This is a genomic window from Elusimicrobiota bacterium (genome assembly GCA_016182905.1).
GTDB lineage: Bacteria > Elusimicrobiota > Elusimicrobia > UBA1565 > UBA9628 > GWA2-66-18.
This window is the reverse complement of record JACPFR010000044.1, coordinates 113594-136999: the sequence shown is the minus strand read 5'-3', so window position 1 is coordinate 136999 and position 23406 is coordinate 113594. Positions and strand designations below refer to the sequence as shown.

The 23406-nt window shown below is 68.7% G+C and carries 26 protein-coding genes and 1 tRNA gene; 11 read left to right on the top strand and 16 right to left on the bottom strand.

What is annotated here, in order from left to right; genetic code table 11:
• The first annotated feature begins 47 nt into the window (after positions 1 to 47).
• The 5 genes from HYV14_14105 (at position 48) to HYV14_14085 (ending at position 6789) form a co-directional block, all read left to right on the top strand.
• Complete coding sequence (locus HYV14_14105; protein ID MBI2387120.1) at positions 48 to 875, top strand: hypothetical protein; 828 nt, start codon at positions 48 to 50, stop codon at positions 873 to 875.
• Positions 876 to 933: 58 nt separating this feature from the next.
• Positions 934 to 1506 carry a hypothetical protein gene (locus tag HYV14_14100; GenBank protein MBI2387119.1) on the top strand — a complete coding sequence of 191 codons (573 nt, stop codon included), beginning with the start codon at positions 934 to 936 and terminating at the stop codon, positions 1504 to 1506.
• Positions 1507 to 1660: 154 nt separating this feature from the next.
• Positions 1661 to 5200: an AAA family ATPase gene (locus HYV14_14095; GenBank protein MBI2387118.1), complete on the top strand. Its 3540-nt coding sequence runs from the start codon at positions 1661 to 1663 to the stop codon at positions 5198 to 5200.
• Positions 5201 to 5357: 157 nt separating this feature from the next.
• Positions 5358 to 6308: a hypothetical protein gene (locus HYV14_14090; GenBank protein ID MBI2387117.1), complete on the top strand. Its 951-nt coding sequence runs from the start codon at positions 5358 to 5360 to the stop codon at positions 6306 to 6308.
• A gap of 64 nt (positions 6309 to 6372) precedes the next feature.
• The gene (locus HYV14_14085; GenBank protein MBI2387116.1) at positions 6373 to 6789 is read left to right on the top strand and encodes a helix-turn-helix domain-containing protein; all 417 of its coding nucleotides are present in this window, start codon (positions 6373 to 6375) and stop codon (positions 6787 to 6789) included.
• Positions 6790 to 6902: 113 nt separating this feature from the next.
• Here the strand turns inward: HYV14_14085 and HYV14_14080 are convergent, their stop codons facing one another.
• Complete coding sequence (locus HYV14_14080; protein ID MBI2387115.1) at positions 6903 to 7424, bottom strand: OmpA family protein; 522 nt, start codon at positions 7422 to 7424, stop codon at positions 6903 to 6905.
• Between the two features lie 78 nt (positions 7425 to 7502).
• Between HYV14_14080 and HYV14_14075 the strand changes: the two genes are divergently transcribed.
• Both HYV14_14075 and HYV14_14070 read left to right on the top strand, forming a co-directional pair.
• Positions 7503 to 7575: transfer RNA gene (locus HYV14_14075), tRNA-Pro, on the top strand.
• 61 nt (positions 7576 to 7636) lie between these two features.
• Positions 7637 to 8125: a hypothetical protein gene (locus tag HYV14_14070; GenBank protein ID MBI2387114.1), complete on the top strand. Its 489-nt coding sequence runs from the start codon at positions 7637 to 7639 to the stop codon at positions 8123 to 8125.
• Here the strand turns inward: HYV14_14070 and HYV14_14065 are convergent.
• From HYV14_14065 to HYV14_14045, 5 genes are all read right to left on the bottom strand, one after another.
• Positions 8122 to 9630, bottom strand: coding sequence for a hypothetical protein (locus tag HYV14_14065; protein ID MBI2387113.1), 1509 nt, complete (start codon positions 9628 to 9630; stop codon positions 8122 to 8124). The genes HYV14_14070 and HYV14_14065 overlap by 4 nt on opposite strands.
• Positions 9627 to 9896: a hypothetical protein gene (locus tag HYV14_14060; GenBank protein ID MBI2387112.1), complete on the bottom strand. Its 270-nt coding sequence runs from the start codon at positions 9894 to 9896 to the stop codon at positions 9627 to 9629. Before HYV14_14060 ends, HYV14_14065 begins: the two co-directional genes overlap by 4 nt.
• A 218-nt stretch (positions 9897 to 10114) precedes the next feature.
• A complete protein-coding gene (locus HYV14_14055; protein ID MBI2387111.1) occupies positions 10115 to 11029 on the bottom strand; it encodes an SPFH/Band 7/PHB domain protein in 915 nt (304 codons plus the stop codon).
• A 1-nt stretch (position 11030) separates the two neighbouring features.
• Positions 11031 to 12041 (bottom strand): SPFH domain-containing protein, encoded by a 1011-nt coding sequence (locus HYV14_14050; GenBank protein MBI2387110.1) that lies wholly within the window; start codon positions 12039 to 12041, stop codon positions 11031 to 11033.
• Between the two features lie 58 nt (positions 12042 to 12099).
• Positions 12100 to 12393, bottom strand: coding sequence for a hypothetical protein (locus HYV14_14045; protein MBI2387109.1), 294 nt, complete (start codon positions 12391 to 12393; stop codon positions 12100 to 12102).
• Between the two features lie 125 nt (positions 12394 to 12518).
• Between HYV14_14045 and HYV14_14040 the strand changes: the two genes are divergently transcribed.
• Entirely contained in the window at positions 12519 to 13040 is a 522-nt protein-coding gene (locus HYV14_14040) for a hypothetical protein (protein MBI2387108.1), read from the top strand.
• A gap of 62 nt (positions 13041 to 13102) precedes the next feature.
• Here the strand turns inward: HYV14_14040 and HYV14_14035 are convergent, their stop codons facing one another.
• From HYV14_14035 to HYV14_14000, 8 genes are all read right to left on the bottom strand, one after another.
• Entirely contained in the window at positions 13103 to 13477 is a 375-nt protein-coding gene (locus tag HYV14_14035; protein MBI2387107.1) for a cupin domain-containing protein, read from the bottom strand.
• Positions 13478 to 13522: 45 nt separating this feature from the next.
• Positions 13523 to 13894 (bottom strand): hypothetical protein, encoded by a 372-nt coding sequence (locus tag HYV14_14030; GenBank protein MBI2387106.1) that lies wholly within the window; start codon positions 13892 to 13894, stop codon positions 13523 to 13525.
• 99 nt (positions 13895 to 13993) lie between these two features.
• Positions 13994 to 14386, bottom strand: coding sequence for a DUF2203 domain-containing protein (locus HYV14_14025; GenBank protein MBI2387105.1), 393 nt, complete (start codon positions 14384 to 14386; stop codon positions 13994 to 13996).
• Positions 14383 to 15840 (bottom strand): serine/threonine protein kinase, encoded by a 1458-nt coding sequence (locus HYV14_14020; protein ID MBI2387104.1) that lies wholly within the window; start codon positions 15838 to 15840, stop codon positions 14383 to 14385. Before HYV14_14020 ends, HYV14_14025 begins: the two co-directional genes overlap by 4 nt.
• The gene (locus HYV14_14015; protein ID MBI2387103.1) at positions 15837 to 16205 is read right to left on the bottom strand and encodes a peptide chain release factor-like protein; all 369 of its coding nucleotides are present in this window, start codon (positions 16203 to 16205) and stop codon (positions 15837 to 15839) included. Before HYV14_14015 ends, HYV14_14020 begins: the two co-directional genes overlap by 4 nt.
• A 12-nt stretch (positions 16206 to 16217) precedes the next feature.
• Positions 16218 to 16964 (bottom strand): succinate dehydrogenase/fumarate reductase iron-sulfur subunit, encoded by a 747-nt coding sequence (locus tag HYV14_14010; protein MBI2387102.1) that lies wholly within the window; start codon positions 16962 to 16964, stop codon positions 16218 to 16220.
• Between the two features lies 1 nt (position 16965).
• Positions 16966 to 18879 (bottom strand): fumarate reductase/succinate dehydrogenase flavoprotein subunit, encoded by a 1914-nt coding sequence (locus tag HYV14_14005; GenBank protein ID MBI2387101.1) that lies wholly within the window; start codon positions 18877 to 18879, stop codon positions 16966 to 16968.
• Positions 18876 to 19610, bottom strand: a complete 735-nt coding sequence (locus tag HYV14_14000) for a succinate dehydrogenase cytochrome b subunit (GenBank protein ID MBI2387100.1) — start codon at positions 19608 to 19610, stop codon at positions 18876 to 18878. Before HYV14_14000 ends, HYV14_14005 begins: the two co-directional genes overlap by 4 nt.
• Before the next feature lie 186 nt (positions 19611 to 19796).
• Here HYV14_14000 and HYV14_13995 point away from each other — a divergent pair, with 186 nt between their 5' ends.
• Genes HYV14_13995 through HYV14_13985 form a run of 3 tightly spaced genes read left to right on the top strand, consistent with a single transcriptional unit; the run spans position 19797 to position 21819 of the window.
• Positions 19797 to 20660 (top strand): diiron oxygenase, encoded by an 864-nt coding sequence (locus tag HYV14_13995; protein MBI2387099.1) that lies wholly within the window; start codon positions 19797 to 19799, stop codon positions 20658 to 20660.
• A 12-nt stretch (positions 20661 to 20672) separates the two neighbouring features.
• Positions 20673 to 20942 (top strand): acyl carrier protein, encoded by a 270-nt coding sequence (locus HYV14_13990; GenBank protein ID MBI2387098.1) that lies wholly within the window; start codon positions 20673 to 20675, stop codon positions 20940 to 20942.
• Positions 20917 to 21819 (top strand): hypothetical protein, encoded by a 903-nt coding sequence (locus HYV14_13985; GenBank protein ID MBI2387097.1) that lies wholly within the window; start codon positions 20917 to 20919, stop codon positions 21817 to 21819. Before HYV14_13990 ends, HYV14_13985 begins: the two co-directional genes overlap by 26 nt.
• Here the strand turns inward: HYV14_13985 and HYV14_13980 are convergent.
• Both HYV14_13980 and HYV14_13975 read right to left on the bottom strand, forming a co-directional pair.
• On the bottom strand, positions 21767 to 22531 hold the full coding sequence (locus HYV14_13980; protein MBI2387096.1) for a 4'-phosphopantetheinyl transferase superfamily protein: 765 nt from the start codon (positions 22529 to 22531) through the stop codon (positions 21767 to 21769). The two genes, HYV14_13985 and HYV14_13980, sit on opposite strands and share 53 nt — an antisense overlap.
• Entirely contained in the window at positions 22528 to 23400 is an 873-nt protein-coding gene (locus HYV14_13975) for a UDP-3-O-(3-hydroxymyristoyl)glucosamine N-acyltransferase (protein ID MBI2387095.1), read from the bottom strand. The genes HYV14_13980 and HYV14_13975 overlap by 4 nt, the downstream gene beginning before the upstream one ends.
• Positions 23401 to 23406 lie beyond the last annotated feature (6 nt).

Genomic DNA, 23406 nt, shown 5'->3' with positions numbered 1-23406 from the left:
CGTGGGCCCATAGTCCCCGCTCCAGGAGAAAATGATACGATCGCGCCATGAGAAATCCGATCTTCGCGGCGCTGCTCTGCGTCCTCGCGTCGATCCCCGCGCGCGCGGCGAGCGCCGAGACCTTGACCGTCCGCGCCGTCGCTTGGGACCGGTCTTGGAGACCCGCGACCGATAAGGAATGGGGCGCGCGCGTCGTGGCCGAGGTCGCCGCCGCCGCCAAGGAAGGAGCCGACGCCGTCGTCTTCCCGGAGAGGTTCTCGGACGGGCGCGACGTGCCCGGAATACTCGACGCGGTGAGGGCCGCCGCGGGAGAGGACCGTCTCGTGGTCCTCGGCTACGCGCCGCACCGGAACCCCGGCGAGGACTCCGCCTACGGCCGCGCCTACATCCTGTCCGGCGGGACCTGGCAGATCATGGACAAGCTCGACCCGACGCCGGCCGAGCGCGCGGAGAAGCCGCCGCTGAAGCCCGGCGTGCGCCTGCCTCTGTTCCGCTTCCGCGGCGGGACGGTCGCGGTGCTCGCGGCGAGCTCGCTCGCTAAGCCCGAGATCGCGGCGTCGCTGAAGAAGCGCGGCGTCCAGCTCGTGCTCGTCGCGGCGCCCGCGGAGGACGAGGAAGGCTCGGCGCGGCTGGCCCGCTCCGCGGCGGCGCGCGCGGTCGAGCTCGGCGCCGCGGTCGTGACCGCGCCGCCTTCGCCCGCGGCCCCGGCCCTGCGGCTTCCCGCGCAGAGGGGCTTCGGCCTCGAGCCGCCGGCGCCCTCCGGCCGCGACTTCCGCGTCCCCTGGAGGAAGCTCCTCGACCTGCGCGTCGTGCCGGAAGGCTCGACCGAGCCCCGGCCCTTCCTGGAGTCGACCCACTATCAGGTCGAGATCTAGTCTTATGAAGGAAGTCGGGACGAAATAGCCGCGAAACACGCCGCGGGTACACTGCCGCATGGGAATCAGAACGCTTTTCGCCGTCCTGCTGCTGTCCTCGCCGGCTTTCGCGGGCGAGCGCATGGAGGTCCGCGACGTCGGCGGCTTCGACCCCTCGGGACGGACCATCGAGTTCCCCGACCGCTTCGGCTGGACCGCCTACGAGGCCGAGTTCGACTTCTCCCTCGACGCGGACGGGGCCTTGTCCGACGCCTCCCGCCTGAGCATCGTCATCGTCCGGCGCGGGGGAAAGAAGTGGAAATACTCCTGCCGCGCCTCGAAGGAGGACCTCTCCGCGCGCGTGGTGCCGCTCGGCGCCCGGACCTCGGTGATCGCCGAGTGCCGCGTGAATCCGAAGTCCTTCGCGAAGGCCGTGGACCTCGACGCCGAGGACGTCGGCGCTCCGGTGTTCGTCTTCGAGGCGGTGCTGGAAGGCGGCCGGACCCGCGCGGGAGGCCAGCGCGGCCTGCGCTTCCGCCCCGACGCTCCGGTGGCGTCCTTGGACTTGAGCCCTTACGCGGCGTCTCCCGACGCCGCGGGCTTGGCCGTGATCTTCCGCGCCGAGCAGCTCCACGGCGGGGATTACAAATAACAGCGGTCCTGAAAGGGTAACGCATTACCCTCGGGCCTAATTGGCCGTAGGCCTCTTGTCTGGGCCCGGGTTACCCATCCGCACCAGTTGCAAACTCGGCAGTTCCTCTATAATTCAGCAACGCCACTGGTTGTTCCATCTAGAGGAGCCGAACATGATCATCGAGAAAGCCGCCGCGAGAAAGTCCCTGGCCGTGACCTTGGCCCTGGCCCTTTTCGCCTCCGCGCCGGTGAACGCCTGGTCTCAGACCCAGTCCGCGGCGGCGCGCGCGGTGCCGGGTATCGGCGTCGGCGTGCTCGGCTCGATCGACACGCGCGTCACGGTCCTGCCGGCCACCCTCAGCGTGACGGCTTCCATCGCGCTTCCGAATCTCTCTCTGAATTCTCCGGCTCCGACCGTCGCCCCGGCCGTCAAGGCGATGGCCGCCGCGTCCGTCGCCGCGCCGCAGGCGATGGTTCCCGCCGCCCAGCCTCTCGCCCTCGAGGCGCACCCGGTCATCGGCGTCCTCAACGCGCTGCAGGCCAAGGGCGTCCAGCTTCCCGAGACCCTCTCCACCCGCGAGGACGCGGCGAAGCTCATCGTCGCGGCCCAGGCCATGCCCGAAGGGACGGCCAAGCAGAACATGATCGCGATGGCCGCGGCGATCAACGCCGCGAGCAACACGGGCTCGTCCGCGCAGCTCGGCCAAATCTTCGACGCCGAGCGCGCCCGCGCCGAAGCGCCCGAGCCCGTCGCGGCTCCGGCGCCGGTTCAGCCGGCCGGCTGGCGCTCGGTCGTCTCGCGCCTGCTTCCCGCCTCGCTCGCGAAGATGGTCGTCAAGAAGACTCCGCCCGCGCCCGCTCCCGCGCCGGCGCCCGTCGCCCAGCCCGCGAACCCCGAGGACTTCGCGGTGAAGATCGCGGACATGCACTACGCGCCGTCGGCGTCCCAGATCCCGGAGAACACCTCCAAGGTCCCCGTGTCCGACAAGCAGGTCGTCGGCCAGGACGACGGCCTCAAGGCGATCAAGTTCGGCCTGCAGATGCCCGGCCGCCACTACAACCTCTTCGTCGCCGGCCCCGACGGGTCCGGCCGCGAGACGGCCCTGCGCCACATGCTCCCCGAGGTCGCCGGCAAGATGGCGACGCCCGGCGATCGCGTGGCCGTGACGAATTTCAAGGACAAGGAGAACCCGCTCGTCCTCAACCTCGACGCGGGCCGCGGCCCGGCGTTCGTCAAGGGCGTGCGCAAGTTCGTCGCGACGCTGAAGGGCGTCCTCCCCGGCGCCCTCGAGTCCGGCCAGATCGGCGAGGCCAAGAGGCAGATCGTCGCCCAGGTGCAGGCGGCCGCGTCCGAGCGCGAGGAGGCCTTCAAGGCCGAGGTCGCGGCGATCACGCTCGCCGGCGGCGTCTTCACCGTCGAGTTCTTCGCGAAGCCCTCCGGCGAGGGCCGCATGATGGTCGGCCTCAAGCTGATGCGCAACGGCCAGCCCGTCGATCCCGCGACCGTGGACGCGGACATCACCGCCGGCGCCTACACCCGCGCCCAGTTCGAGCAGGCGAACAAGGAGCGCGACCAGAAGTTCCCCGCCGTCATGGAGAAGTTCAAGGCCATGATGGAGGAGAACAACGCGGCGATGGAGGCCGTGCAGGGCAAGATCGCCGAGCTCGAGTCGCAGGCCGTCGCCTCCGTCGTCTCCCAGGTCGCCCAGCCGCTGATGGGTCTGGTCATGCCGGAGACCAAGGTCACCCCCGAGATGACCGCCCTGCAGGCGAAGATCGAGGCGTGGTCCGCCGACTTCGAGGCGCGCGTCTCCGCCGTCGACGTGGACGGCTTCGGCGTCGCCTTCATCCAGAACGGCAACAAGCTCATGGTCGCCTACACGCACGGCGGCGAGGCCCTGAGCCAGGAGAAGGTCGCCGCCCTCATGGCGAAGGGCCTGACTCCCGCCGCGTTCAAGCAGATCCAGGAAGCCCTGTCCGCCGCCGTCGAACCCCTGCTCAAGGAGTTCAAGGCGAAGAACCAGGAGTTCGGCGCGGCGCAGCAGGAGCTGGCGAAGAACCAGCCGAAGGCCGCTGCGACGCCGGAGCAGCTCAAGGCCGTCGCCTACGTGAAGATGCTGATGCAGTTCTCGGCGTCGAACTACCGGATCTTCATGGGCAAGATCGGCTCGTCGTCCGACGAGGAAGGGATCAAGGACGCCCCCGGCCAGAAGCCGATGGACGCCGAGGACTTCTTCGAGGCCAGCGTCCTCTCCAGCAACGGCGCCACGAAGGGCGCGCCGGTGGTCTGGGTCAAGAACCCGACGCTCGACAAGGTCTTCGGCAAGGCCGACGACAACCGCCGCACGATGATCATCCCCGGGGTCGGCCTCGTCAAGGGCGGCGCCCCGGGAGGCCCGACGTTGATCGGCGGAGCCATCCAGCAGGCCGAAGGCGGCTTCCTGGTCATGGATTTCATGGACGTCCTCCGCGCCCCGGGCCTCTACCAGGCCCTGATGGCGGCCGCGAAGACCGGCGAGGCGTCGATGGTCGAGGGCGGCCTGCAGAGCCTGATGAACGGCAAGAACGAGTCGTATCACGTTCCCAGCAAGGTCAAGATCGTCCTGATCGGCTCGCCGAGCCTGCGCATGCTGGTCGAGCGCCAGGACCCCGACTTCGCGATGAACTTCCAGGCCTCGGCCGACTTCGAGTCCACGCTCAAGGTGAGCGAGGAGTCGGTGGCCGGCTACGTGCAGTTCTTCGAGAAAGCGGTGCTGTCGCTCGCCGCGGAGCTCAAGCAGGACGTGACGAACCTGACGCAGGACGCGATGAGCGCCCTCGTCGAGCAGGGCGCGCGCATGGCCGACTCCAATAAGAAGCTGACCGCGCAGTTCGGCGCCCTGTACGGCGTCGTCCGCGAGGCCACCTACTGGGCGCACGAGGCGGGCCGCACCGAGGTCCGCCGCGAGGACGTCGACACCGCCCTGCAGACCAAGCAGGACCGCGAGGAGGTCTATCGCCGCCACCTGCTCCAGGTCTACAAGGACAACGTGTTCGTCGTCGAGACGACCGGCAAGAAGGTCGGCCAGATCAACGGCCTCGCCGTGATGGGGACCTTCGGCGTGCCGATGCGCATCACCGTGGTGCCGTCCGCCGCGGGCGGCGCGGGCGGGATCATCTCGGTGGACCGTCAGGCGGGCCCGAGCCAGACCGGCTCGTCCTTCAACAAGGCGCTCGGCGTGGTCGAGGGCTTCCTGCAGAACCTGTTCGCGCAGAAGCGGCCTTTCCCGGCCCGCCTCTCGATCTCCTATGAACAGAACTACGGCGGCATCGACGGCGACTCGGCGACCTCGACGGAGATCTACTCGATCCTGTCGGCGCTGTCGGGCGTGCCGATCGGCCAGAACTTCGCGGTGACCGGCTCGGCCGACCAGTTCGGCAACGTCCAGGCCATCGGCGGCGTGAACCACAAGATCGAGGGCTTCTACGAGCTCGCGAAGGCGCGCGGCCTGACGGGCGATCAGGGCATCGTGATCCCGCAGGCGAACGTCGCCGACCTTCAGCTCTCGCTCGAGGTGGTGGAGGCCGTGAAGGCCGGCAAGTTCCACATCTACGCGGTCAGCCACGTCAGCCAGGGCCTCGAGATCCTGACCGGCGTCGCCTACTCGGAGATCCTGTCCAAGGCCCGGGCGAACCTGGCGCAGATGGGCAAGCCGGAAGCCAAGAAGGACTGATTCCGCGGACGTCTCGAACCGAGCCCCGGCCGGATCCGCCCTCGGCGGATCGACCGGGGCTCTTCTTTCGGCCCCCGGAGTCTTGAGCCGAAATAGACGAAAGTGTTACATCAATGACACGTGAGGAATATCCGCCGTGAATAAAATGTAGAGAGTCATGAATCCGGTCCTCTCTCTCGGCCTTCGAGTCGTTCTCGGAGCCCTGGGAACCGCGGTCTCCTTGATTCCGCGATCCTGGGAGTTGACGCTCGGCCCCGCGCTGGGGCGGCTGGGCCTCCTCCTCGACCGCCGGCGCCGTAAGATCGCCCGCGACAACATCCGCCGCTGCCTCCCCGAGCTCGGCCCGGCCGGCTGGGACCGCCTCCTGCGCGAGAACTTCGAGCACTACGGCGTCCTGTTCTTCGAGCTTCTTCACATGTATTCACCGCTGCCGGGGCATTACCGGAGCTACGCCCGGCGCACGGCGGTCCTCGAGGGCGTCGAGCACTGGCGCCGCGCGCACGAGAAGGGCAAGGGCGTGCTGTTCGTGTCGGCGCACCTCGGGAACTGGGAGCTGATGGCGGCCGTGGGGGCGATGGGCGGCGTGCCGCTGACCATCGTGACCCGCCACCTGAAGCCCGAGTGGCTCCACCTCAAGATGCTCGAGGCGCGGCGTTCCGTCGATTTCGGCTGCTTCTTCGACAACGAGAACCCCGCGCGGAAGATCCTCGGCGCCCTGCGCAGGGGGGAGTCGGTCGGCTTCGTGATGGACCAGTACGCCCCGCCGCCCACCGGCGCGCGCGTGCCGTTCTTCGGCGTCGAGGTCGACACGCTCGCGGCGGTGGGGACCTTCGCCGAGCGGGCGGGCGCCGCCATCATCCCCGTCTATCAGCGCCGAGACGCGTCGGGCGTGGTCCGGGTCGTCATCGAGCCCGAGCTCGACCTCGGCGAGGCCCGCAAGGACCCCGCGGACGCGACCGCCCTGCTGTCGCTCAAGACCGAGGAATGGATACGCCGCGAGCCGGCCCAGTGGCTGTGGGCGCACCGCCGGTTCAAGGGCGTGGTCTGGGCCGACGAAGCGGCAGACGCGGAAAACCGCGCCCCTGAACCCGCTTTCCGCTCCGCCTAGGGAACTTTTCGGCCCCCTCAGTCGTAAGATAAGCATGTCAGGTCCGAGGGATTGGAGAGATCCGGTGAGAGAGGCCATCGCGCACGGCGAAGCCGCGCCCGCCGCGTTCGCCTCCTGGCCCTTGCCCGAGTTCCTGCGGCGCCTGCGCATCCGTTTCGGCCTCAAACGAAAGGAGCTCGCCGCGAAGGCGGGGGTTTCGGCCTCCCTGATCGGCCGGGCGGAGAAGGGCGCGGACGTCCGCCTCAGCACCTTGCGCAAGATCTACGCCGCGGTCGGCTGCCGCCTGTTGTGCATGCCCGCCGGGGGGCTTTACGACATGGACTGGACCAGCGCGCATCTCGACAACGAGTGGTTCGACGAGAACCGTAAGACCGAACGCTACCTCGCGCGGTCTGAGCATCTGCACGAGCTCTTTCGCCGGCGATTCATCCGCGAAATGAACGAAAACGCCAGTTCAGCATCGGCGCAGGACCTGAAATGAATGAATACGCCAGTTCGTCCCGCTCGCGGAGGGGAAATGCACGGAAACGCGATTCGCGGGCGTAAGCCTGCGGAGGAATCGCGGGCGTAGGCCCGCGGTGGAAGCCGCGGCGACTAGTAAACGGTGTCCCAGTCGCGGTAGGTCACGCGGAACTCGACGCGGCGGTTCTTGGCCCGGCCTTCGTCGGTCGAGTTATCGGCGAGCGGGCGCGAGTAGCCCATGCCCTTGAAGCGTACCGAGGGCGGGGGCACGCCTTCTTTGACGAGGAATTCCTTCACGGAGCGCGCGCGGCGCTCGCTGAGGTCGAGGTTGTACTCGGAGGTCCCGACGCTGTCGGTATGGGCCAGGCAGATGACCTTCAGGCGGGGGTTCTTGAGCAGCAGCTTGGCGACGAGGATCAAGGTCGGGTCGGACTCGGGCGTGATCTCGTCCTTGTCGAACTCGAACTGGATCTTGGGCAAGGTGCCCGTCTCGACCTTGCGCTGGATGTCGGCCAGTTCCTCGCGGGCGCGGCGCTCCTCCTCGTCGTCGTGGCCGTAGGCCTTGCGGTCGTCGTCGTTGACGAAGATCGTGGGAGGCCCGGACTTGCACGCGCAGAGCAGCGCGACGGCGGCGGCGACGAGTAGTTTCTTCACGAGCCTAGTGTAGCGGCCGCCCCGGCGCCGCGCAAGGACGGAATTGTTAAGAGTGCTATAATCACTGCGCGGTCCCGTCGGGGCGTAGCTCAATTGGCAGAGCGCGTGGTTTGGGACCACGAGGTTCCCGGTTCGAGACCGGGCGCCCCGAGACCGCTCCGACTCCTTCCCGGTATTGACGGGGCGCGGCAAACCGTTATCCTTAGGGGCGCATGAGAAGCGTCCTTTCGTTCGCCCTTATCCTCCTCGCCCTCCCGGGCGCGGCGTCGGCCGCCCGCCGGGCGGCGGACCCGATCGAGGACGGCTTCAAGAACGCGGACCAGATGATCGAGGTCGGGGAGTACGTGCGGGCCCGCGACGCGCTCGACGACGTCCACGCGATGCTCAAGGCCGACGACCCGCGCCAGGTCCGCTACCACGAGCGCACCGGGGCGTCCTGGCTGCGCGCGGGCAAGGTGCCCGAGGCGCGCGCGTCCTTCACGGCGGCGCTCAAGGCGGCCCAGCGCCTGAAGGTCTCCGACGACGCCGTGGGCAAGGCCTACGCCGGGATGGGGCTTTGCCTGCGGCGCGAGAGCAACGACCGCTACGCGATCAAGTTCTTCCGCAAGGCGCTCGAGCAGAAGCTCGACGACGGGACCCGGATGTTCGTGGACGACCAGATCCGCGAGATCGAGGGCGCCCCGCCCCTGCCCGCCCGTTAGGGCGCGGCGGCGAAGCGCTTGTCGGCCTTGGCCGCCAGGTCCACCATGCGCGCGGCCGCGCCGCGGGCCTTCTTCAGGTCGGGCGCGTCGCCTTTCGTCGCCTCCAGGTAGCGCTCGAGCTCGACGGCGAGGTCGCCGACCAGCGGGCGCAGGACGGCGGCGTGGCGGCGGGCCGCCTTGATCGCGGCCGTCTCCGGCTCGTCCTTGAAGAGCCGGGCCCAGACGGTTCGCTTTGCCGCGGGGAGGCCGTCGAGCACGGGCAAAGCGAGGATCGAGTGGGGGAGGTTGATCGCCTCCCAGTGCCCGCCGCCGACCTGGGGCCAGGTCTCGCCGGTCAGGCGATAGGACTTGAGCGAGCCGCTCGCGAGCAGGCGCTGGAGCTGGAAGAGGTTGATCTCCGCGCTGCGCAGGACGTCCATGAACTGCCAGGCGTCGGCCCGCGCGCCCGAGAGGGCCGGGCCTCCGCCCTCTCGGGCGGCGCGGATGATCTCGTGCAGGAGGGTCTTGGCGTGGGTGCTGAGCTCCTCCATGGACATGTACGCGTCATAGGAGGTAGCGTTCGGGGCGATCGCGCGGCCCGCGTAGGCGACCAAGGAGGGGTGGAAGACGCTGATGTCGCCGCGGCGCAGGCGCTTGGTGAAGGCGGCGTGCCGCGACTCGTGCAGGATCGCCTCGAAGGCGCCTTCACGCCCGAAGTCGGGGAGATACAGGACCCGGTCGGTCGAGTTGTAGGCGGCCGCCGCGCCGTTGGTCTTCGCGGGGGCGTACTCCAGCGTCGAGTCGTAGGTCTGTTTCATGTCCCAGGCGAGGCGGTTGAGCTTGTGGCCGTCCTCGAGGGGCGTGATCTTCAGGACGGGCTTGCCGGCGCGCTCGCCGATCTCGGCGGCGATGCCGGCGCTCTTCGCCAGGCCTGCCGCGGCGTCCACCAAAGCGCGGACCTCCTCGACGCCGGATTTCGCCCCGGGGACGACCAGCGCGGAGCGGTAGCGGGACAACTCGGATTCGGCGAATTGGAACGGCGCGCCGGGGCGGAGGTACTCCGCGCTCTGGTAGCCGTCCCGCGCGGACTCTCCGAACATCCGCTTCGTGCGCTCGATCAGCTCGCCGACGGGAGTCTTCTCGACGGCTTCGGCGTCCTCCCCGAAGGCGAGGCGGGTTGCGGCGAGAGGCGCCTGTGCGGGCTTCATCTCGACCGGGCGGGCGGGGGAGATGATGGAGGGCGTCAGCGCCGCGGGGACCGCGGGTTGGGCGAGGACGGCGGGGGCGAACGGCGCCGGCGTCAGCGACGGGGCCGGGGCCAGCGCCGTCGGCGTCAGGGAGAGCGAGGGGGCCGCGAGGCTCAAGGTCACGAGCTGGGGCGCACCGCCTCCGGGCAAAGAGGACGTGAGCGAGCCGTTCTGGGGACCGGCGTTGACTCCTCCGGCCTCGACCGCGCCGACGCGCGACTGGGCGCGCGCCCAGGGCGAGGACAGCAGGAGAAGGGCGGCGAGGGGGAGGGGCCTCACGGCCCCAGTATAGCCCCCGTCTCGTCGAGCCGCCAGGGGCCGGGCTCGAGGCCCAGCGCCGCGTCCGCGGACAGGCTCTCCAGCTCGGCCTGTGAGTAGAGGGCGATGCCCCCGCCGCCCGGCTCCGTGAACAAGGTGACGTGCCCCGGCATGCGCGGCACCGCGCCCGGGGGCAGGCCCAGATCCGCCTCGAGCCGGGCGCAGTACTCCTCCTGGCCCGCGACGGAGGCGAGCTCGATGAGGGCGCGCCTCTCGCCCTTGCGCACGAGGCGGTAGCGCCCCAGGGGCCGGACCGCGAACTCGAGGCCCCATGCCGCGGCGCGCAGGGCCGCCGGATCGAGCCCGCCGCGGGAGCCGACGAGGGTGGCGTGCAGCTCGGTCTTGCGGACGAAGCGCTCCCCCCGGTGCTCGAGCAGCGCGGGCAGGCGTTCGGCCCCCGGCAGGGGGACGATCGCGGTGCGCCCCTGGTCGTCGACGACCAGCTTCAGGCGGGCGGCGCCGCCGGCTTGCCGCGGGCGGCGATGAGTTGAGACAGCATGTCGGAGCCGGGGGGGACCATGGTGATCTCCGCCCCGCTCTCGAGGACGCGCTGGACCTCGAGGATCTCGAACATGGCCTGCAGGATGTCGGGCGCCGAGGAGATCGTCTTGAGGGCCTGGCCGACGATCTTCGGGCGCAGGGCCGCGGCCTCGGCGAAGGCGATGGCGGCCTGGCGCGAGGCCGTGCTCGCGATGATGTTCACCTGGTTCTCGCCGTCCTGCTTGATGGCGGCGGTGACTTGGCGCAGGCGGTTCACGACCTTCTCCTCGATCTGCTTGATCATGCGCGGGTCGCGCAGGTGGATCTTGCGGATGTAGACCGAGCCGAGCTTGTAGCCCCACTCGTGGCTCTTCGGGGAGACCTCCTCGCGCACGACCTGGCTCATCTGGTGGCGGTTGCCGAGCATGGCGGCGAGCTTCATGTTCGAGAGGGAGCGCACCGTCGCGTTGCTCACGTTGGCCGCGAGCGAGCCGCGCGGGTCCGCGTTCTTGAACAGGAAGGCGACGGGATCGGAGACGTACATCTCGTACCAGATGCCGATGCCGATGGGCGCCCCTTCCTCGGAGTTGACGGGCTCGCTGCGGCGGTAGACCTGGTCCATGCGCATGTCGAGCGTGTAGCAGGTGCCGATCCAGTTGACGATGAGCGCGGCCGGGCCCATCTTGAGCCACAGGAAGTGGATGCCGGGCTCGGTGATCGTCTCGAGGACGTTGCCGAACAGGACGAAGACCTTCGACGTGCCCTCGTGGACGATCGCGTAGAAGCCGAGCAGGCGCAGGATGCCGAGCAGGACCGGCACGGCGATCCAGAGCCCGAAGAAGGTCACGGCGGCGGCGAGGAAGAACGGGCTGGTGATCATCTTAGCGGCCCTCCCAGTGCTGGCGGTTCTCGAGGACGATCTGCCTCGTGCGCCCGAAGACGCCGAGGCGGACGTTGCGCAGGTAGGCGATCAGCGAGCCGGCCCCGCCGATGGCCTTGAGGTCGCCGAGCTGCTTGGCGAGCGCGAGCAGGGGCTCGACCTCGGCCTGGGCGTTGAGCGTCTCGAGCTCGACGGCGCGCTTGGACTGCACGATCTTCTGGTCGGCGGAGGCCTGAGCCAGGCTGATCTCGGAGGAGACGTGGTTGTGCGCCGTGTTGATGGCGGCCAGGGCCGACTCGACCTCGGCGGGCGGGTCGATGCCGGTGATCAGCGACGCGTCGAGGATGATCCCGTAGCGGGAGGTCGATGACTTGCAGTCCGCGTCCATCGCGTCGTTGAGGGCCCGCAGGTTCTTGCGGATGTCGTTGATGGAGACGCCGCTGAGCTCGCTCAAGCCCGTGGCCTGCGTCAGGGCGACGCCCTCGAGCTTCGGCGCCTCGAAGGTCGCGATCTTCTCGCGCAGGACCGACACGAAGTAGCCCATCACGTGCACGATCGGGCTCTTGATGCCGAACAGGTAGGCGTATAGGTTGCGCTCGGAGACGCGGTAGCGGATCTGGCCGGTCAGGCCGGTGTTGAGCTGGTCCATCGTGATGGCTTCCAGGATGGTGCCGCCCTTGTTGGCGCCGGGCGTCTCGGGGTCGGCGGCGATGTTGATGCTCTCGGTGGCGATCGAGACCTTGTACACCCGCTCCCAGGGCCACTTGAAGTAGGGGCCGCCGGGCGGGATCACGCGGAGCTGGGGGTAGTTGTAGCGCTGCTGCTCGTCGGCGTTGAGCGTGGCCTTGAGCTCGGGGTCGTCCAAGGTCTTGACCCCCTCGAGCCGCTGGGCGCGGCCGAAGCTCGTCTTGACCGCGCGCTCGTTCTGGTCGACCGTGTAAAGGCCGGCCACGAGATAGTTGAGCAGGAACCACGCCACGAAACCGAACGCCGCGCCGAGTAGAAAGCCCATGGGTCTCCTGGAAGCCGTGAGGGGTGAGACCCGAGTTTAGCGCGCTTGGGGGCGTGCGTCAACGGTCTTCGCGGATCGTCCTCCAGCCCACCGCCTCGAGGCTGGCGGCGTAGTGGACGATGAAGTCGCGCGCGTCGTCGAGCCGCAGCGAGTTCTCCACGACGTTGACGGAGACGGCGTGGTCCGGGTCCCAGTGTGAGGCGGGGGGAGGGGGACTTCGGCGGAACCGAGCGGCGACGGAGTCGTAGGGCTGACCCGTGATCCCCAAATAGGCTTCTTTGAGGTTGTCGTTGACCGCTTCGTACACCGCGACGAGGGGGGGCCGGGTGTCCGGTTCGGAATGATCGGACATAAGCGCAGTATACCCCGCTTGCGCGGAATGTCCAGGAAACTCCTGGTGAACTTTGGCTGTGACCGGATAGGTCTTGAGCTTTCAGCGGAATCCGCCTATCCTTACCGAGGTTCAGGAGGTCTCGCATGAAACTCGCCTTGCTCATCCTCACCGTTTCGCTGGCCGGCGCGCAGCCGTCTCGCGCCCAGGAGAACGCCCAGGGAGGGCCGCCCGCGGAGACCCCCTCCGGGACCCAGCCCGCCGTCCCGGGAGAGCGTCCCGCCATCCCCGGCGACCGGGATGACAACGGGAATAACGGGAATAAGGAAGACAAGGGCGAGATGGGGGAGGGGCGCGACAAGGAGGGCCAGGGCGGCCATCGCAAGCACCGCCGGCCGCCGCCGCGCCGCGAAGAGCGCCGTGAAGAGCGCCGAGAAGAGCGCCGCGAAGACCGCCGCGAGGAGCGCCGCGAGGAGCGCCGCGAGGAGCGCCGCGAGGAGCGCCGCGAAGACCGCCGCGAGGGCCGCCGCGAAGAGCGCCGGGAGCACCAGAACAACGGCGTCCGCGACCACGGCCGGGGCGAGGGCCGCGACGGCCGCGGCCAGGGCGGCGAGCGCCGCCAGTCCCATGGCGGGGGGCAGCGCCGCGGCAACGGCCGCGCCCGCTGACGCCGCCGCCCTAGGTCCGCCGGGGGCTGGGACCCGGCGGACCCGCGCGACGCTATAGGACGTTACTTCTTCTTCTTGGCGTAATCGACGAAGCCCTGGAAGTCCACGACGACCACCGGCTCGTCGCCGAGGACCCAGGCGTCGTGGCCCGGCGGGATGTTCATGACGTCGCCGGCCTTCACGACGAACTCGGTCCCGTCGTCCATGACGATCTTCATCTGCCCCGAGACCTGATAGCCGAAATGCGGCGCCTCGCAGCTCTTCGTTTTGGCGATCGGCTTCACGTGCGACGACCATTTCCAGCCGGGCTGGAAGACGGCGCGCCCGACGGTGCGGCCCGCGACGTTCACCAGCTCGAGCCTCCCCTTGTCGAACCCCCGGATCTCGTCCGGCTTCTCGAGGCTCTTCACCGCCGCTCTCTCTAATACCTTCGGCATGCCGACCTCCGTGCGTTTCGGTTTGTGCGCGACTCCCGGCGGCCGCTAGCGGACCGCTCCCGTCAGATCGAGCTGGCAGACCTCGCCCGGGCGGAGGCTCCAGATCAGCTTCGCTCGAGCCACGCTTACGGTCCGCCCGGGCGGGATCGTGGCGGAGCTCGGCACCTGGAGCGTCGGGCGAGACATCGAGTTCGCCAAGGTGAAGGTGAACCGGACCAGGCCGTCGATCCGGATCATGCTCGTCCCCGGATTCGTCACGAAGCCCTCGACGGTCGTCTCGTCGACCGCCTGGCAGGCGGTCTGGTACCCCGGCGCGTCGGGCGGGGACGTCTGCGCCGTCCCGCTCTCCAGGACGGCGGCCGACACGACGGCGGCGAGCAGCGCCGCGAAGCCGAACACGCTTGACTTGGTCTTCATGGGAGCCCCCGGCCGCAGACGAGGCCTTTCTCGACGACAGTATAACGAGGCGCCCCGGGGCGGAGCTAGAGAGGAAAGTTCAAGCTTTTGTGTCGGCGGCTAGGCGCGGCGCTTGGGGAGCGGCTTGCGCGTGGAGAACCCTTCGTTGACCGGGTGGTAGTGCGAGACCTTCTTCTCGCCGAGCTTCCAGCACAGGTAGGCCTCGCGCCCGTCGACCTTCGAGGGGAAGTCCACGAGGGCCGGCTCCACGCCCTTGGGCAGGGCGCCGAGCTCCACGATCTTCTGCATCCAGTCGTTGATGCCCGAGGCGAGGAACTGGAGTTGGGACCGCTCGATGGCCGATCCGGCCTCGTCGGCGTCGCCGCTCAGCTGGCGCTTGCGCAGGCTCGCGGCCTTCAGCTCGGCCGTGGCGGCGAGGCCGGCCACGGCCGAGAATATCCTCTCCAACTCAGGGATGAGGGCGTCGGCCTCCTCGGGCGTGAAGTACTTCACGCGGCGGCGACCCCCTCGAGGAGCTCGAGGAACTCCAGCGCGCTGCCCATCCGCTGCTGCGGGTCCGGGGCCAGGACCGAGGTCACGAAGAGGTCGAGCTCCCGGGGAAGGCCCGGGACCAAGTAGCTCGGCGCCGGGAAGCGGCGGGCGCGCTTCTGCTCGATGAGCTCCTCGACGCCGCCCGCGGCGAAGGGCAAAGTCCCGGTCGTCATCTCGTAGAGGCAGACGCCCATCGCGTAGACGTCCGAGGCGCGTACGCTCTTGCCGTAGTGCTGCTCCGGCGGCATGTAGCGCAGGGTCCCCGAGGCGTCGAGGTGGCCGGGCCCGACGCTCGCGGCCGTGCGCGTGGACTCCAGCGCGATGCCGAAATCCATGACGCGCGCGATGCCGTTGTCGTCGATCATGATGTTGGCGGGCTTGAGGTCGCGGTGAAGGACGTGGTTCTTGTGCGCGTGCTCGATGGCCGGGCAGACGTAGGAGAAGATCTTCAAGCATTCCTTGAGGGGCAGGCGCGGCTTCTCGGTCAGGACCTGGGCCAAAGTCCGGCCTTTGACGAACTCGAAGACGAGGTAGACGTCCTCGCCGTTCTCCATGCAGTCGTGGATCTGGACGATGTAGGGGTGGGTGAGCCTCGCGACGGTCTTCGCCTCGTTGAGGAACTGCATGCGCAGGGCGGCGTCGAGCTTCAGGTCCGGCAGCATCCTCTTCAGCGCCACCTTCCGTCCCAAGGTGAGGTCCTGTCCCTCGTAGACCTCGCCCATGCCGCCGGCGGTGATCAGGGGGCCGAGGGCGTACTTGTCGGTCAGCGACTGCCTCGGCTCGGCGCTCTCCGCCTTGGGGCGGGCCTTCCAGGCCGCGAAGGCGATCAGCGCGCCCGCGAGCGCGAACAGCGCAGACCCGAGCAGGAGGAGGCGGCGGGGGCGCGGCCTCGCCTCCGGCGCGGGGGTCTCGACGGCCGGGAGCGGCTCGGCGGGGGCGGCCAGCAGCGCGGGCGGGGCGGCCGCGGCCGGCGCCGACTCGATGGGGCGGGCCTGGGGCAGCTGGGAGAGCATGACCGGGGTGTCGTGGCCAGGGCCCACGATCGGGCGCTCGCCGAACGGCTGGTCCATCGGCGGCTCAGGCGGCTCCGGCTCGCGCTCGCTCGCCGCAGCGGCTTCGAGATAAAGCTGATCGACCATCTTCGCGGCGTCCCGGAACCGGCCCGCGACGGCGACCTTCTGGACGGCATGGGCCTTCTCCCTGCTCAGATAGCGCTGGGGCCGGCCGCTGGCCATCGCGAAATGCATGAGCCGGTCCATGCGTTCCTTTATGTTGTCCGGCGTCGTCGGGGAGGCCTTCACGTCGGCGGCGAGTTCCCGCGCGGCGGCGTCGGTGCGCTCGACCGGGGGGCGCTGGGCGCGCGCCGGGGCGGCGAGCGCGATGAGAAGCATCGCGACGGCGAGAGCGCGGGTCATGCGGCGTGCTTCTCCGCCGAGCGCGCGCGGGCGCGGGCCTTGCGGCGGCGCAGGCGCTCCATCTCGTGCAGGCGCGCGGAGGTCTCGGGGGAGGTCTTCATCTCGATCCGGTCCACGAGCTCGCGCAGGGCGAGGAAGCGGTTGAGGCTGCGCTTTCGCTCGCGCTGGCAGGCCACGCGGATATCGTGCGGAGGATAGCACAGCTGGACCCGGTTGGAGGTCTTGTTGACCTTCTGACCGCCCTTGCCTCCGCCGCGCGAGAACGACTCCTCGACGAGGCGGAGGTCGATCTTTAGACGAAGAATACGAGCCTTAAGGTCTTCGAGTTTGGCCTGCGTGACCCCGAAATCCTCGTTTAAGAGCACTCGTGTCGACGTTTATTCGGAAACCAATGTCGCGCGCAGGAACTCTCGGTTCAGCCGCGCGATATTGCTGATCTTGATCTCCTTCGGGCAGGCGGCCTCGCACTCGTACTCGTTCGTGCAGTGGCCGAAGCCCTCGGCGTCCATCGCCTCGCGCATCGCGAGCACGCGCTTCTCGCGCTCGGGCTGGCCCTGGGGCAGCAGCGCGTACTGGCTGACCTTGGCCGCGACGAACAGCATCGCCGAGGCGTTCGGGCAGGCGGCCACGCATGCTCCGCAGCCGATGCAGGCGGCGGCGTCCATGGCCTTCTCGGCCTTGTCGTGCGGGATCAGGATGTTGTTCCCGTCCACCGCGTTGCCGGTGTTGATGGAGACGAAGCCGCCGGCGGCCTGGATGCGGTCGAAGGCGGAGCGGTCGACGACGAGGTCCTTGACGATGGGGAAGGCCTTCGAGCGGAAGGGCTCCACCGTGACGACGTCGCCGTCCTTATATCTGCGCATGTGGAGCTGGCAGGTCGTGGCACCCTTGTCGGGCCCGTGCGCCTGGCCGTCGATGATGAGGTCGCACATGCCGCAGATGCCCTCGCGGCAGTCGCTGTCGAAGGCGAGGGGGTCCTCGCCCTTGGCCAGCAGCTGCTCGTTGAGGGTGTCGAGCATCTCGAGGAAGGACATCTCGGGGACGATCCCCTTGACGTCGTACTGGACGAGCGCGCCGGGCTCGGAGGCGTTCTTCTGGCGCCAGACCTTCAGAGTGATGTTCATGTTAGGCGTAGTTCCTCTGCGCGATGTGGACGTTCTCGAACGTCAGGGGCTCGGTGTGCCGCGCGGGCTCCTGGCCCTCGCCCTTGTACTCCCAGGCGGCGACGTGCGCGAACTTCTCGTCGTCGCGCTTCGCCTCGCCGTCCGGAGTCTGGTGCTCTTCCCGGAAATGCCCGCCGCACGACTCCTCGCGCACGAGGGCGTCCTTGGCCAGCAGCTCGCCGAACTCGAGGAAGTCGGCCACGCGGCCGGCGCGCTCGAGCGTCTGGTTGAAGTCCTCGCCGGAGCCGACGACGGACACGTTCTTCCAGAACTCGGCCCGGATCTCGGGTATGCGGGACAGCGCTTCCTTCAAACCCTTCGCGTTGCGGCCCATGCCGACGTTGTTCCACATGACGTGGCCGAGCTCGCGGTGCAGGACCGAGGGCGCCTTCTTGCCGTTGGCGCCGAGCAGGGCCTTGGTGCGGGCGTTGACGCTGCCCTCGGCCTCCGTGAACGCCTTGTGGTCCGTCGTCACCTTGGGGAGCTTGTTGCCCGTCAGGTAGCCCCCGATCGTGTAGGGCAGGACGAAGTAGCCGTCCGCGAGGCCTTGCATCAGCGCCGAGGCGCCGAGGCGGTTGGCCCCGTGGTCGGAGAAGTTGGCCTCGCCCAGGCAGAAAAGCCCGGGGACCGTGGTCATCAGGTTGTAGTCCACCCACAGGCCGCCCATGGTGTAGTGCACCGCGGGGTAGATGCGCATCGGCTGCTGGTAAGGGTCCTCGTCGGTGATGTGGTGGTACATGTCGAAGAGGTTCCCGTACTTCTCCTTCACCTTGTCGAGGCCGATGCGCTTGATCGCGTCGGCGAAGTCGAGGTACACCGACAGGCCGGTCTTGCCCACGCCGCGGCCGTCGTCGGTCATCTGCTTGGCCGCGCGCGACGCGATGTCGCGCGGGACGAGGTTGCCGAAAGCGGGGTACTTGCGCTCCAGGTAGTAGTCGCGCTCCGCCTCGGGGATGTCCTGCGGCTTGCGGTCGTCGCCCTTCTTCAGCGGGACCCACACCCGGCCGTCGTTGCGGAGCGACTCGGACATGAGGGTCAGCTTGGACTGGTACTCGCCGGTGACGGGCACGCAGGTCGGGTGGATCTGCGTGTAGCACGGGTTGGCGAACGCCGCGCCGCGCTTGTACGCCCGCCACGTCGCGGTGACGTTGCAGGAGTTCGCGTTGGTCGAGAGGTAGAACACGTTGCCGTAGCCGCCGGTGCACAGGAGCACCGCGTCGCCGGCGTGCCGTTCGACCTTCCCGGTCGCGAGGTCGCGCGTGATGATGCCGCGCGCCGCGCCGTCGACGACGACGAGGTCGAGCATCTCGCTGCGGGTGTGCATCTTGACCGCGCCGGCGCCGACCTGGCGCATCAGCGCGGAGTACGCGCCGAGCAGGAGCTGCTGGCCCGTCTGGCCGCGCGCGTAGAAGGTGCGGCTGACCTGCGCCCCGCCGAACGAGCGGTTCGACAGCGTCCCGCCGTACTCGCGGGCGAAGGGCACGCCCTGGGCCACGCACTGGTCGATGATGCTGTTCGACACCTGGGCGAGGCGGTACACGTTGGCCTCGCGGGCGCGGAAGTCTCCGCCCTTGATCGTGTCGTAGAACAGGCGCCACACCGAGTCGCCGTCGTTGGGATAATTCTTCGCGGCATTGATCCCGCCCTGGGCGGCGATCGAGTGGGCGCGGCGCGGGGAGTCCTGCACGCAGAACACCTCGACCTGGTAGCCGAGCTCCGCGCAGGACGCCGCGGCGGAGGCGCCGGCGAGGCCGGTGCCGACGACGAGGATCTTGAACTTGCGCTTGTTGGCCGGATTGACCAGCTTCAGCTCGAAGCGGTGCTTATCCCACGACTTTTCGATCGGGCCCGTCGGAACCTTGGATTCGAGCTTCACTTGGAGCCTCCTTCGACCTGCGCGCAGCAGGCGTCCGCGGTCTTGTGGATAAAGCCGAAATAAACGGGCAAAGACGCGAAGCCCGCGAAGATCAGGAAGGCGAACGCCAGGCCGAGCTTCTTCAGCGCCGGCGTGTAGCGGGGGTGATTCACGCCGAAGGTCTGCAGGGCGCTCTGCACGCCGTGGGACAGGTGCAGTCCCACCCCGCCGACCGCGACGACGTAGAAGATCGAGTACCAGGGATTGGCGAACCAGCCGACCACGTGGGAGAAAAGGCTTTCCTCCTGTCCCGCGATCTGGCCCTTCAGGCCGCCGACGTCGTACTTGAAGGTCGCGACGTGGACGATGACGAAGGCGAGGATGAGCAGCCCCGTGATCGCCATCGTGCGCGAGCCGGGCGTGCGCGCGCCCTTTCCCTTATAGACCTGGTAGCCCTCGGGGCGGGCGGCCCGGTTGGCGAGCGTGGCCCGGATGGAGAGGACTATGTGAAGGAGGAACAGCGCCGCGAGGCCGAGCTCGGCGATCGGAAGCAGCGGGTTGTGCTCCAGCGCCTCGGCGTAACGGTCGAAGGCCGAGCCGCCGGCGAACATCAGCAGGTTCCCGGCGAGGTGGGTGACGAGGAAGCCGCACAGGAGTATCCCCGCCGCGGCGACCATGATTTTTTTGCCGATCGAGGACTCGAGGAACTCGAATAACCGGCACGAACGCTTCGAGGCGCAGTTGGCTTCCATAAGCCCGATTCTATCACGGCATCGAGGGTCGTTAGTTGATTTAGGTCAAACAATCCGATGAGGCGGCGGCCTGTAATCTCTGGCGGTTTGAAGCCGGCGCATATAAAATCATGACACAGCGCGAATGGGATTCCCGGCCGCGCCGGACTACACTACCGCTCAGGCGCGCGAGTCGGAGGAGGGGTCATGAGCGAGGCCTACGCGGCGGTTCTGGAGAAGCTGACGGCGAGCTCGATCGAGCGCGACTGCGATCCTCGCCGCCGCTTCGCATGGCCGGGAAGCATCGGCGAGGACGAATGGCTGATGCCGCCGGAGCTCATGTCCGTCCACGGCACGCCGCTGATGGACGTCCTCGACGAGCGGACCCTGAAGGCGCTCAGCCGGCGCGCGCTCCTGAATTTCTTCAGCCTGACCCTTCACGGCGAGCGCGAGCTGATCATGGTGATCAGCCGGCACATCCACACGGGCGGCTTCGAGGTCCCTTCCGATTTCTTCCACCGGTTCATCGCTGAAGAGAACCACCACATGTGGTTCTTCTCGGAATTCTGCCGGCGGTACGGCAAGATCTATCCCGATTCGACGGTCAGCGTCTCGGAGGACGACATCCGCCCCGAGCTCGACCTCTTCCTGGTGTTCCTGCGCATCCTCATATTCGAGGAGATCGGGGATCATTTCAACATCCGGATGAGCGGGGACGCGCGGCTGCCCCCGATCGTCCGCGCCCTGAACGCGGCGCACCACGCCGACGAATCGAGGCACATCGCCGCCGGCCGGCAGATCGCCCGGCACCTTCACGCGCTGCTCGGCCGCTTGGGCCCCGAGGAAGAGGCGGTCTTCCGCGGCCAGCTCAAGGAGTACGTCTCCTTCACCCTCCAGTCGTTCTACAACCCGCAGATGTACGCGGACGCGGGGATCCGGGACGCCTACGGGTTCCGTCGGGAGCTGCTCCGGCAGCCCGGACGGCGGAAGCAGCACGGGATACTCCTCTCCCGGTCCCTCGCCTTCTTGCGGACCTACGGCATGGTCGAGCGGCTCGACGCGTTGCATTAGGAAGGAGGACACATGGACGACGAACGGATCGGAGAGGTCAAGAAGTGGCTGCTGCGGGAGAGGCCTGACGTCAAGGAGATCGATCTGGACACCGACTTGATCGACAACCGGATCCTGGATTCGGTCACGTTCATCAACTTCGTCTATTTCATGGAAGAGCTCACCGGCAGGCGGATCCCGCTGGCGGCCGGGTCGGCCGCGAATTCGCTGCGCACCTTGCGGCTGATCCGGACCAACATCCTGGAGGAGGGGAAAAATGAGAGGACTCAAGTCAGCGTATAGCGTCGAGCAGGGGCTGGCGACGTTGGGTCCCGAGATGGTCCGCATCCGTACGATGTTGGACCGGCGGTTCCTGGAGTGGGCGCGGACGCGCCGGGCGGCTCCGATGCTGTTCCCCCCGCTGATGCGCGTCAAGGACCTGAGCCGCTTCGATTACTTCAAGAATTTCCCGCACCTGGCGGCGTCCGTCTCCAGGATCGCCGCGTCGAAGCTCGAGGCGGAGTACGCGCTCAAAGCCGGCGTCGAGGAGATCGCGGCGGAGCACATGACGTCGAGCGCGCACGTCCTCCCCTCGGCCGCCTGCTACAACGTCTATCTGCACCTGCAGGACACGCGCCTCGACGCGCCGGCGTACGTCACGACGATCGCGAGCTGCTTCCGCAACGAGACGGAATACGCCGGCTTGTCGCGGCTCTGGGGCTTCTCGATGCGCGAGATCGTCTGCGTCGGCCCCATGGACGCTGTCCAGGAGCACCTCCTTTCGTTCAAGGGCATGATCCAGGGGTTCCTCCGCGGGCTCGGTCTGCCGTTCGAGATCAAGGCCGCCACCGACCCCTTCTTCCAGCCCGCGAACCCGAGGGCCTCGATGCAGGCCCTGTTCCCGACGAAGGAGGAGTTCGTCTACGGGGGATCGCTGGCGTTCGGCTCGATGAATTTCCACCGGAACTTCTTCGGAGACCGCTGCCGCATAACGACCGCCGACGGCAAGCCCGCCTACACGGGCTGCGTCGCGTTCGGCATCGAGCGCTGGCTGCACGCCCTCTTGGACCATTTCAAGTCTCCCGAGGAGGCGATCCGCGCCCTTTCCGCCCCGCCGGCGCGGCCGGTCAGCGCGGCGCGGCGCCGGCGTCACGAAGCGGCACGGTCTCTCGCGACGTGACCGCTACCTCGGCTCCGCTGGAGCGCCGCACTCCCAAGGCCAGGACGTGGCCGTCCGTCGGCCTCAGGAGGGCGAACTGCCATCGCCGCGGCGAGTCCTCGATCCCGGGGGCGAACGAGATCCGGATGCCCGGCCCCTCGTCGAGATGGAACGAGAAGCGGTCGAGCGGGATCGAGAGCCCCTTGCCCGTGGCCTTGATGTAGGATTCCTTGAGCGTCCAGTATTCGAGGAAGCGCTCCCGCCGGCGGGCGGGAGGCAGGTCCCTGAGGACGCGCGCCTCCAGCGGGGAAAAGAAGCGGTCCGCGAGCCCGTCGGCGGCCCCGACCGTCCTCAGGGCCTCGACGTCGACCCCGGCGTCGAGCTCCCAGGTCACCGCGCACGCGGTCAGGCCTCTCGTTCCCGACAGATTGAAGCGCAGGCGCCCGCGGCCTCGCGGCCCGGAGACCTCCGGCCGCCCGTGCTCGTTCCGGGCGAAGCGCCAATCCCCGGGGTCGACGTCGGCGTACCGCGAAAGGACGGTGCGGCACAGGGCGCGGGCGGTCAGATATTCGCGCCGCGCCCGGTCATGGCTCAGCCGCCGCAGCCGCCGCTCCTCGTCCGGCGAGAGCAGGCGGCGGTACTCCGCGAGAAGGCCGGGACGGGCCTCGATCGCCTCGTCCGCGACGAGCCAGACGTGAGCCTCGTTCGGGCCGAGCGCCGGCCGCCGCCTCACGCGCCGGATGGGACGACGATCCGCATGGCGGGGTTGCCGAACATCTTGGCCCCGGCTTCGACGCTGCGCAGCACGACGGCTCCGATGCCGATGAAGCAGCCGTCGCCGATGGTGACCTTCTGCATGATCGAGCAGTTCGGGGCGAGCCAGGCGTTCTTCCCGATCGTGACCGAGCCGCTGATCTCCGCGCAGGCCGTGATCATCGTCCCCGACCCGATGCGGCAGTTGTGGCCGATGTGGACGTGGTCGTCGGTCTTCACGTAATCCTCGATGACCGTGTCGCCGAGCGCGCCGCGGCACACCGTGTTGACGCTGCCGATCTCGACGTGATCGCCGATGCGCAGGCCGCCCATCTGGATCATCTTGATCGGGCGGCCTTCCTCGTCGCGCTCGAACCCGAAGCCGGCCTCGCCGACGATCGCCCCCGATTTGATCTCGCAATGCCGGCCGATCACGGTGCCGGACTTGATGACGACGCCGCTGCCGATGCAGGTGCCTTCGCCGATCCTCACCCCGTTCTCGATCACCGCCCCGCGCCCGACCTGGACGGTCGGGTGGATGTCGGGCGGAGTGGAATCCTCCAGGAATCCGGGCGATTTCCGGAGGATATGCTGCGCGCGGATGAAGTCGAGCCGCGGCTTCAGGGACTGGATCACGGTCAGGCCCTGCATGGGCAGGGGCGCGGTCGCGAACACCGTGCCGGTCGAGCCCGCCCCGGGAGCGCGGTCCCTCACGAAGGCCAGAGAATGCTCCTCGAGCGAGTCGAGGCCGCCCACCGCCAGTATCTCCCTGTCGGGGCCGATCAAGGTCAGGCCCAGCTCCCGGCAGAGCCGCGCGGCCTGGACCGGCTGATTGAGTCTCTTGTTCATCTCTTC

Bases quoted from the DNA above. Each gene is read 5' to 3' on its own strand.
- HYV14_13995 (MBI2387099.1), top strand. From the start codon at position 19,797: ATGAGCGAGGCCTACGCGGCGGTTCTGGAGAAGCTGACGGCGAGCTCG.
- HYV14_14030 (MBI2387106.1), bottom strand. From the start codon at position 13,894: ATGAAGACCAAGTCAAGCGTGTTCGGCTTCGCGGCGCTGCTCGCCGCC.
- HYV14_14070 (MBI2387114.1), top strand. From the start codon at position 7,637: ATGAGAAGCGTCCTTTCGTTCGCCCTTATCCTCCTCGCCCTCCCGGGC.
- HYV14_14095 (MBI2387118.1), top strand. From the start codon at position 1,661: ATGATCATCGAGAAAGCCGCCGCGAGAAAGTCCCTGGCCGTGACCTTG.
- HYV14_13985 (MBI2387097.1), top strand. From the start codon at position 20,917: ATGAGAGGACTCAAGTCAGCGTATAGCGTCGAGCAGGGGCTGGCGACG.
- HYV14_14100 (MBI2387119.1), top strand. From the start codon at position 934: ATGGGAATCAGAACGCTTTTCGCCGTCCTGCTGCTGTCCTCGCCGGCT.
- HYV14_13975 (MBI2387095.1), bottom strand. From the start codon at position 23,400: ATGAACAAGAGACTCAATCAGCCGGTCCAGGCCGCGCGGCTCTGCCGG.
- HYV14_14010 (MBI2387102.1), bottom strand. From the start codon at position 16,964: ATGAACATCACTCTGAAGGTCTGGCGCCAGAAGAACGCCTCCGAGCCC.
- HYV14_14055 (MBI2387111.1), bottom strand. From the start codon at position 11,029: ATGATCACCAGCCCGTTCTTCCTCGCCGCCGCCGTGACCTTCTTCGGG.
- HYV14_14090 (MBI2387117.1), top strand. From the start codon at position 5,358: ATGAATCCGGTCCTCTCTCTCGGCCTTCGAGTCGTTCTCGGAGCCCTG.
- HYV14_14035 (MBI2387107.1), bottom strand. From the start codon at position 13,477: ATGCCGAAGGTATTAGAGAGAGCGGCGGTGAAGAGCCTCGAGAAGCCG.
- HYV14_14040 (MBI2387108.1), top strand. From the start codon at position 12,519: ATGAAACTCGCCTTGCTCATCCTCACCGTTTCGCTGGCCGGCGCGCAG.
- HYV14_13990 (MBI2387098.1), top strand. From the start codon at position 20,673: ATGGACGACGAACGGATCGGAGAGGTCAAGAAGTGGCTGCTGCGGGAG.
- HYV14_14020 (MBI2387104.1), bottom strand. From the start codon at position 15,840: ATGACCCGCGCTCTCGCCGTCGCGATGCTTCTCATCGCGCTCGCCGCC.
- HYV14_14105 (MBI2387120.1), top strand. From the start codon at position 48: ATGAGAAATCCGATCTTCGCGGCGCTGCTCTGCGTCCTCGCGTCGATC.
- HYV14_14000 (MBI2387100.1), bottom strand. From the start codon at position 19,610: ATGGAAGCCAACTGCGCCTCGAAGCGTTCGTGCCGGTTATTCGAGTTC.
- HYV14_14050 (MBI2387110.1), bottom strand. From the start codon at position 12,041: ATGGGCTTTCTACTCGGCGCGGCGTTCGGTTTCGTGGCGTGGTTCCTG.
- HYV14_14045 (MBI2387109.1), bottom strand. From the start codon at position 12,393: ATGTCCGATCATTCCGAACCGGACACCCGGCCCCCCCTCGTCGCGGTG.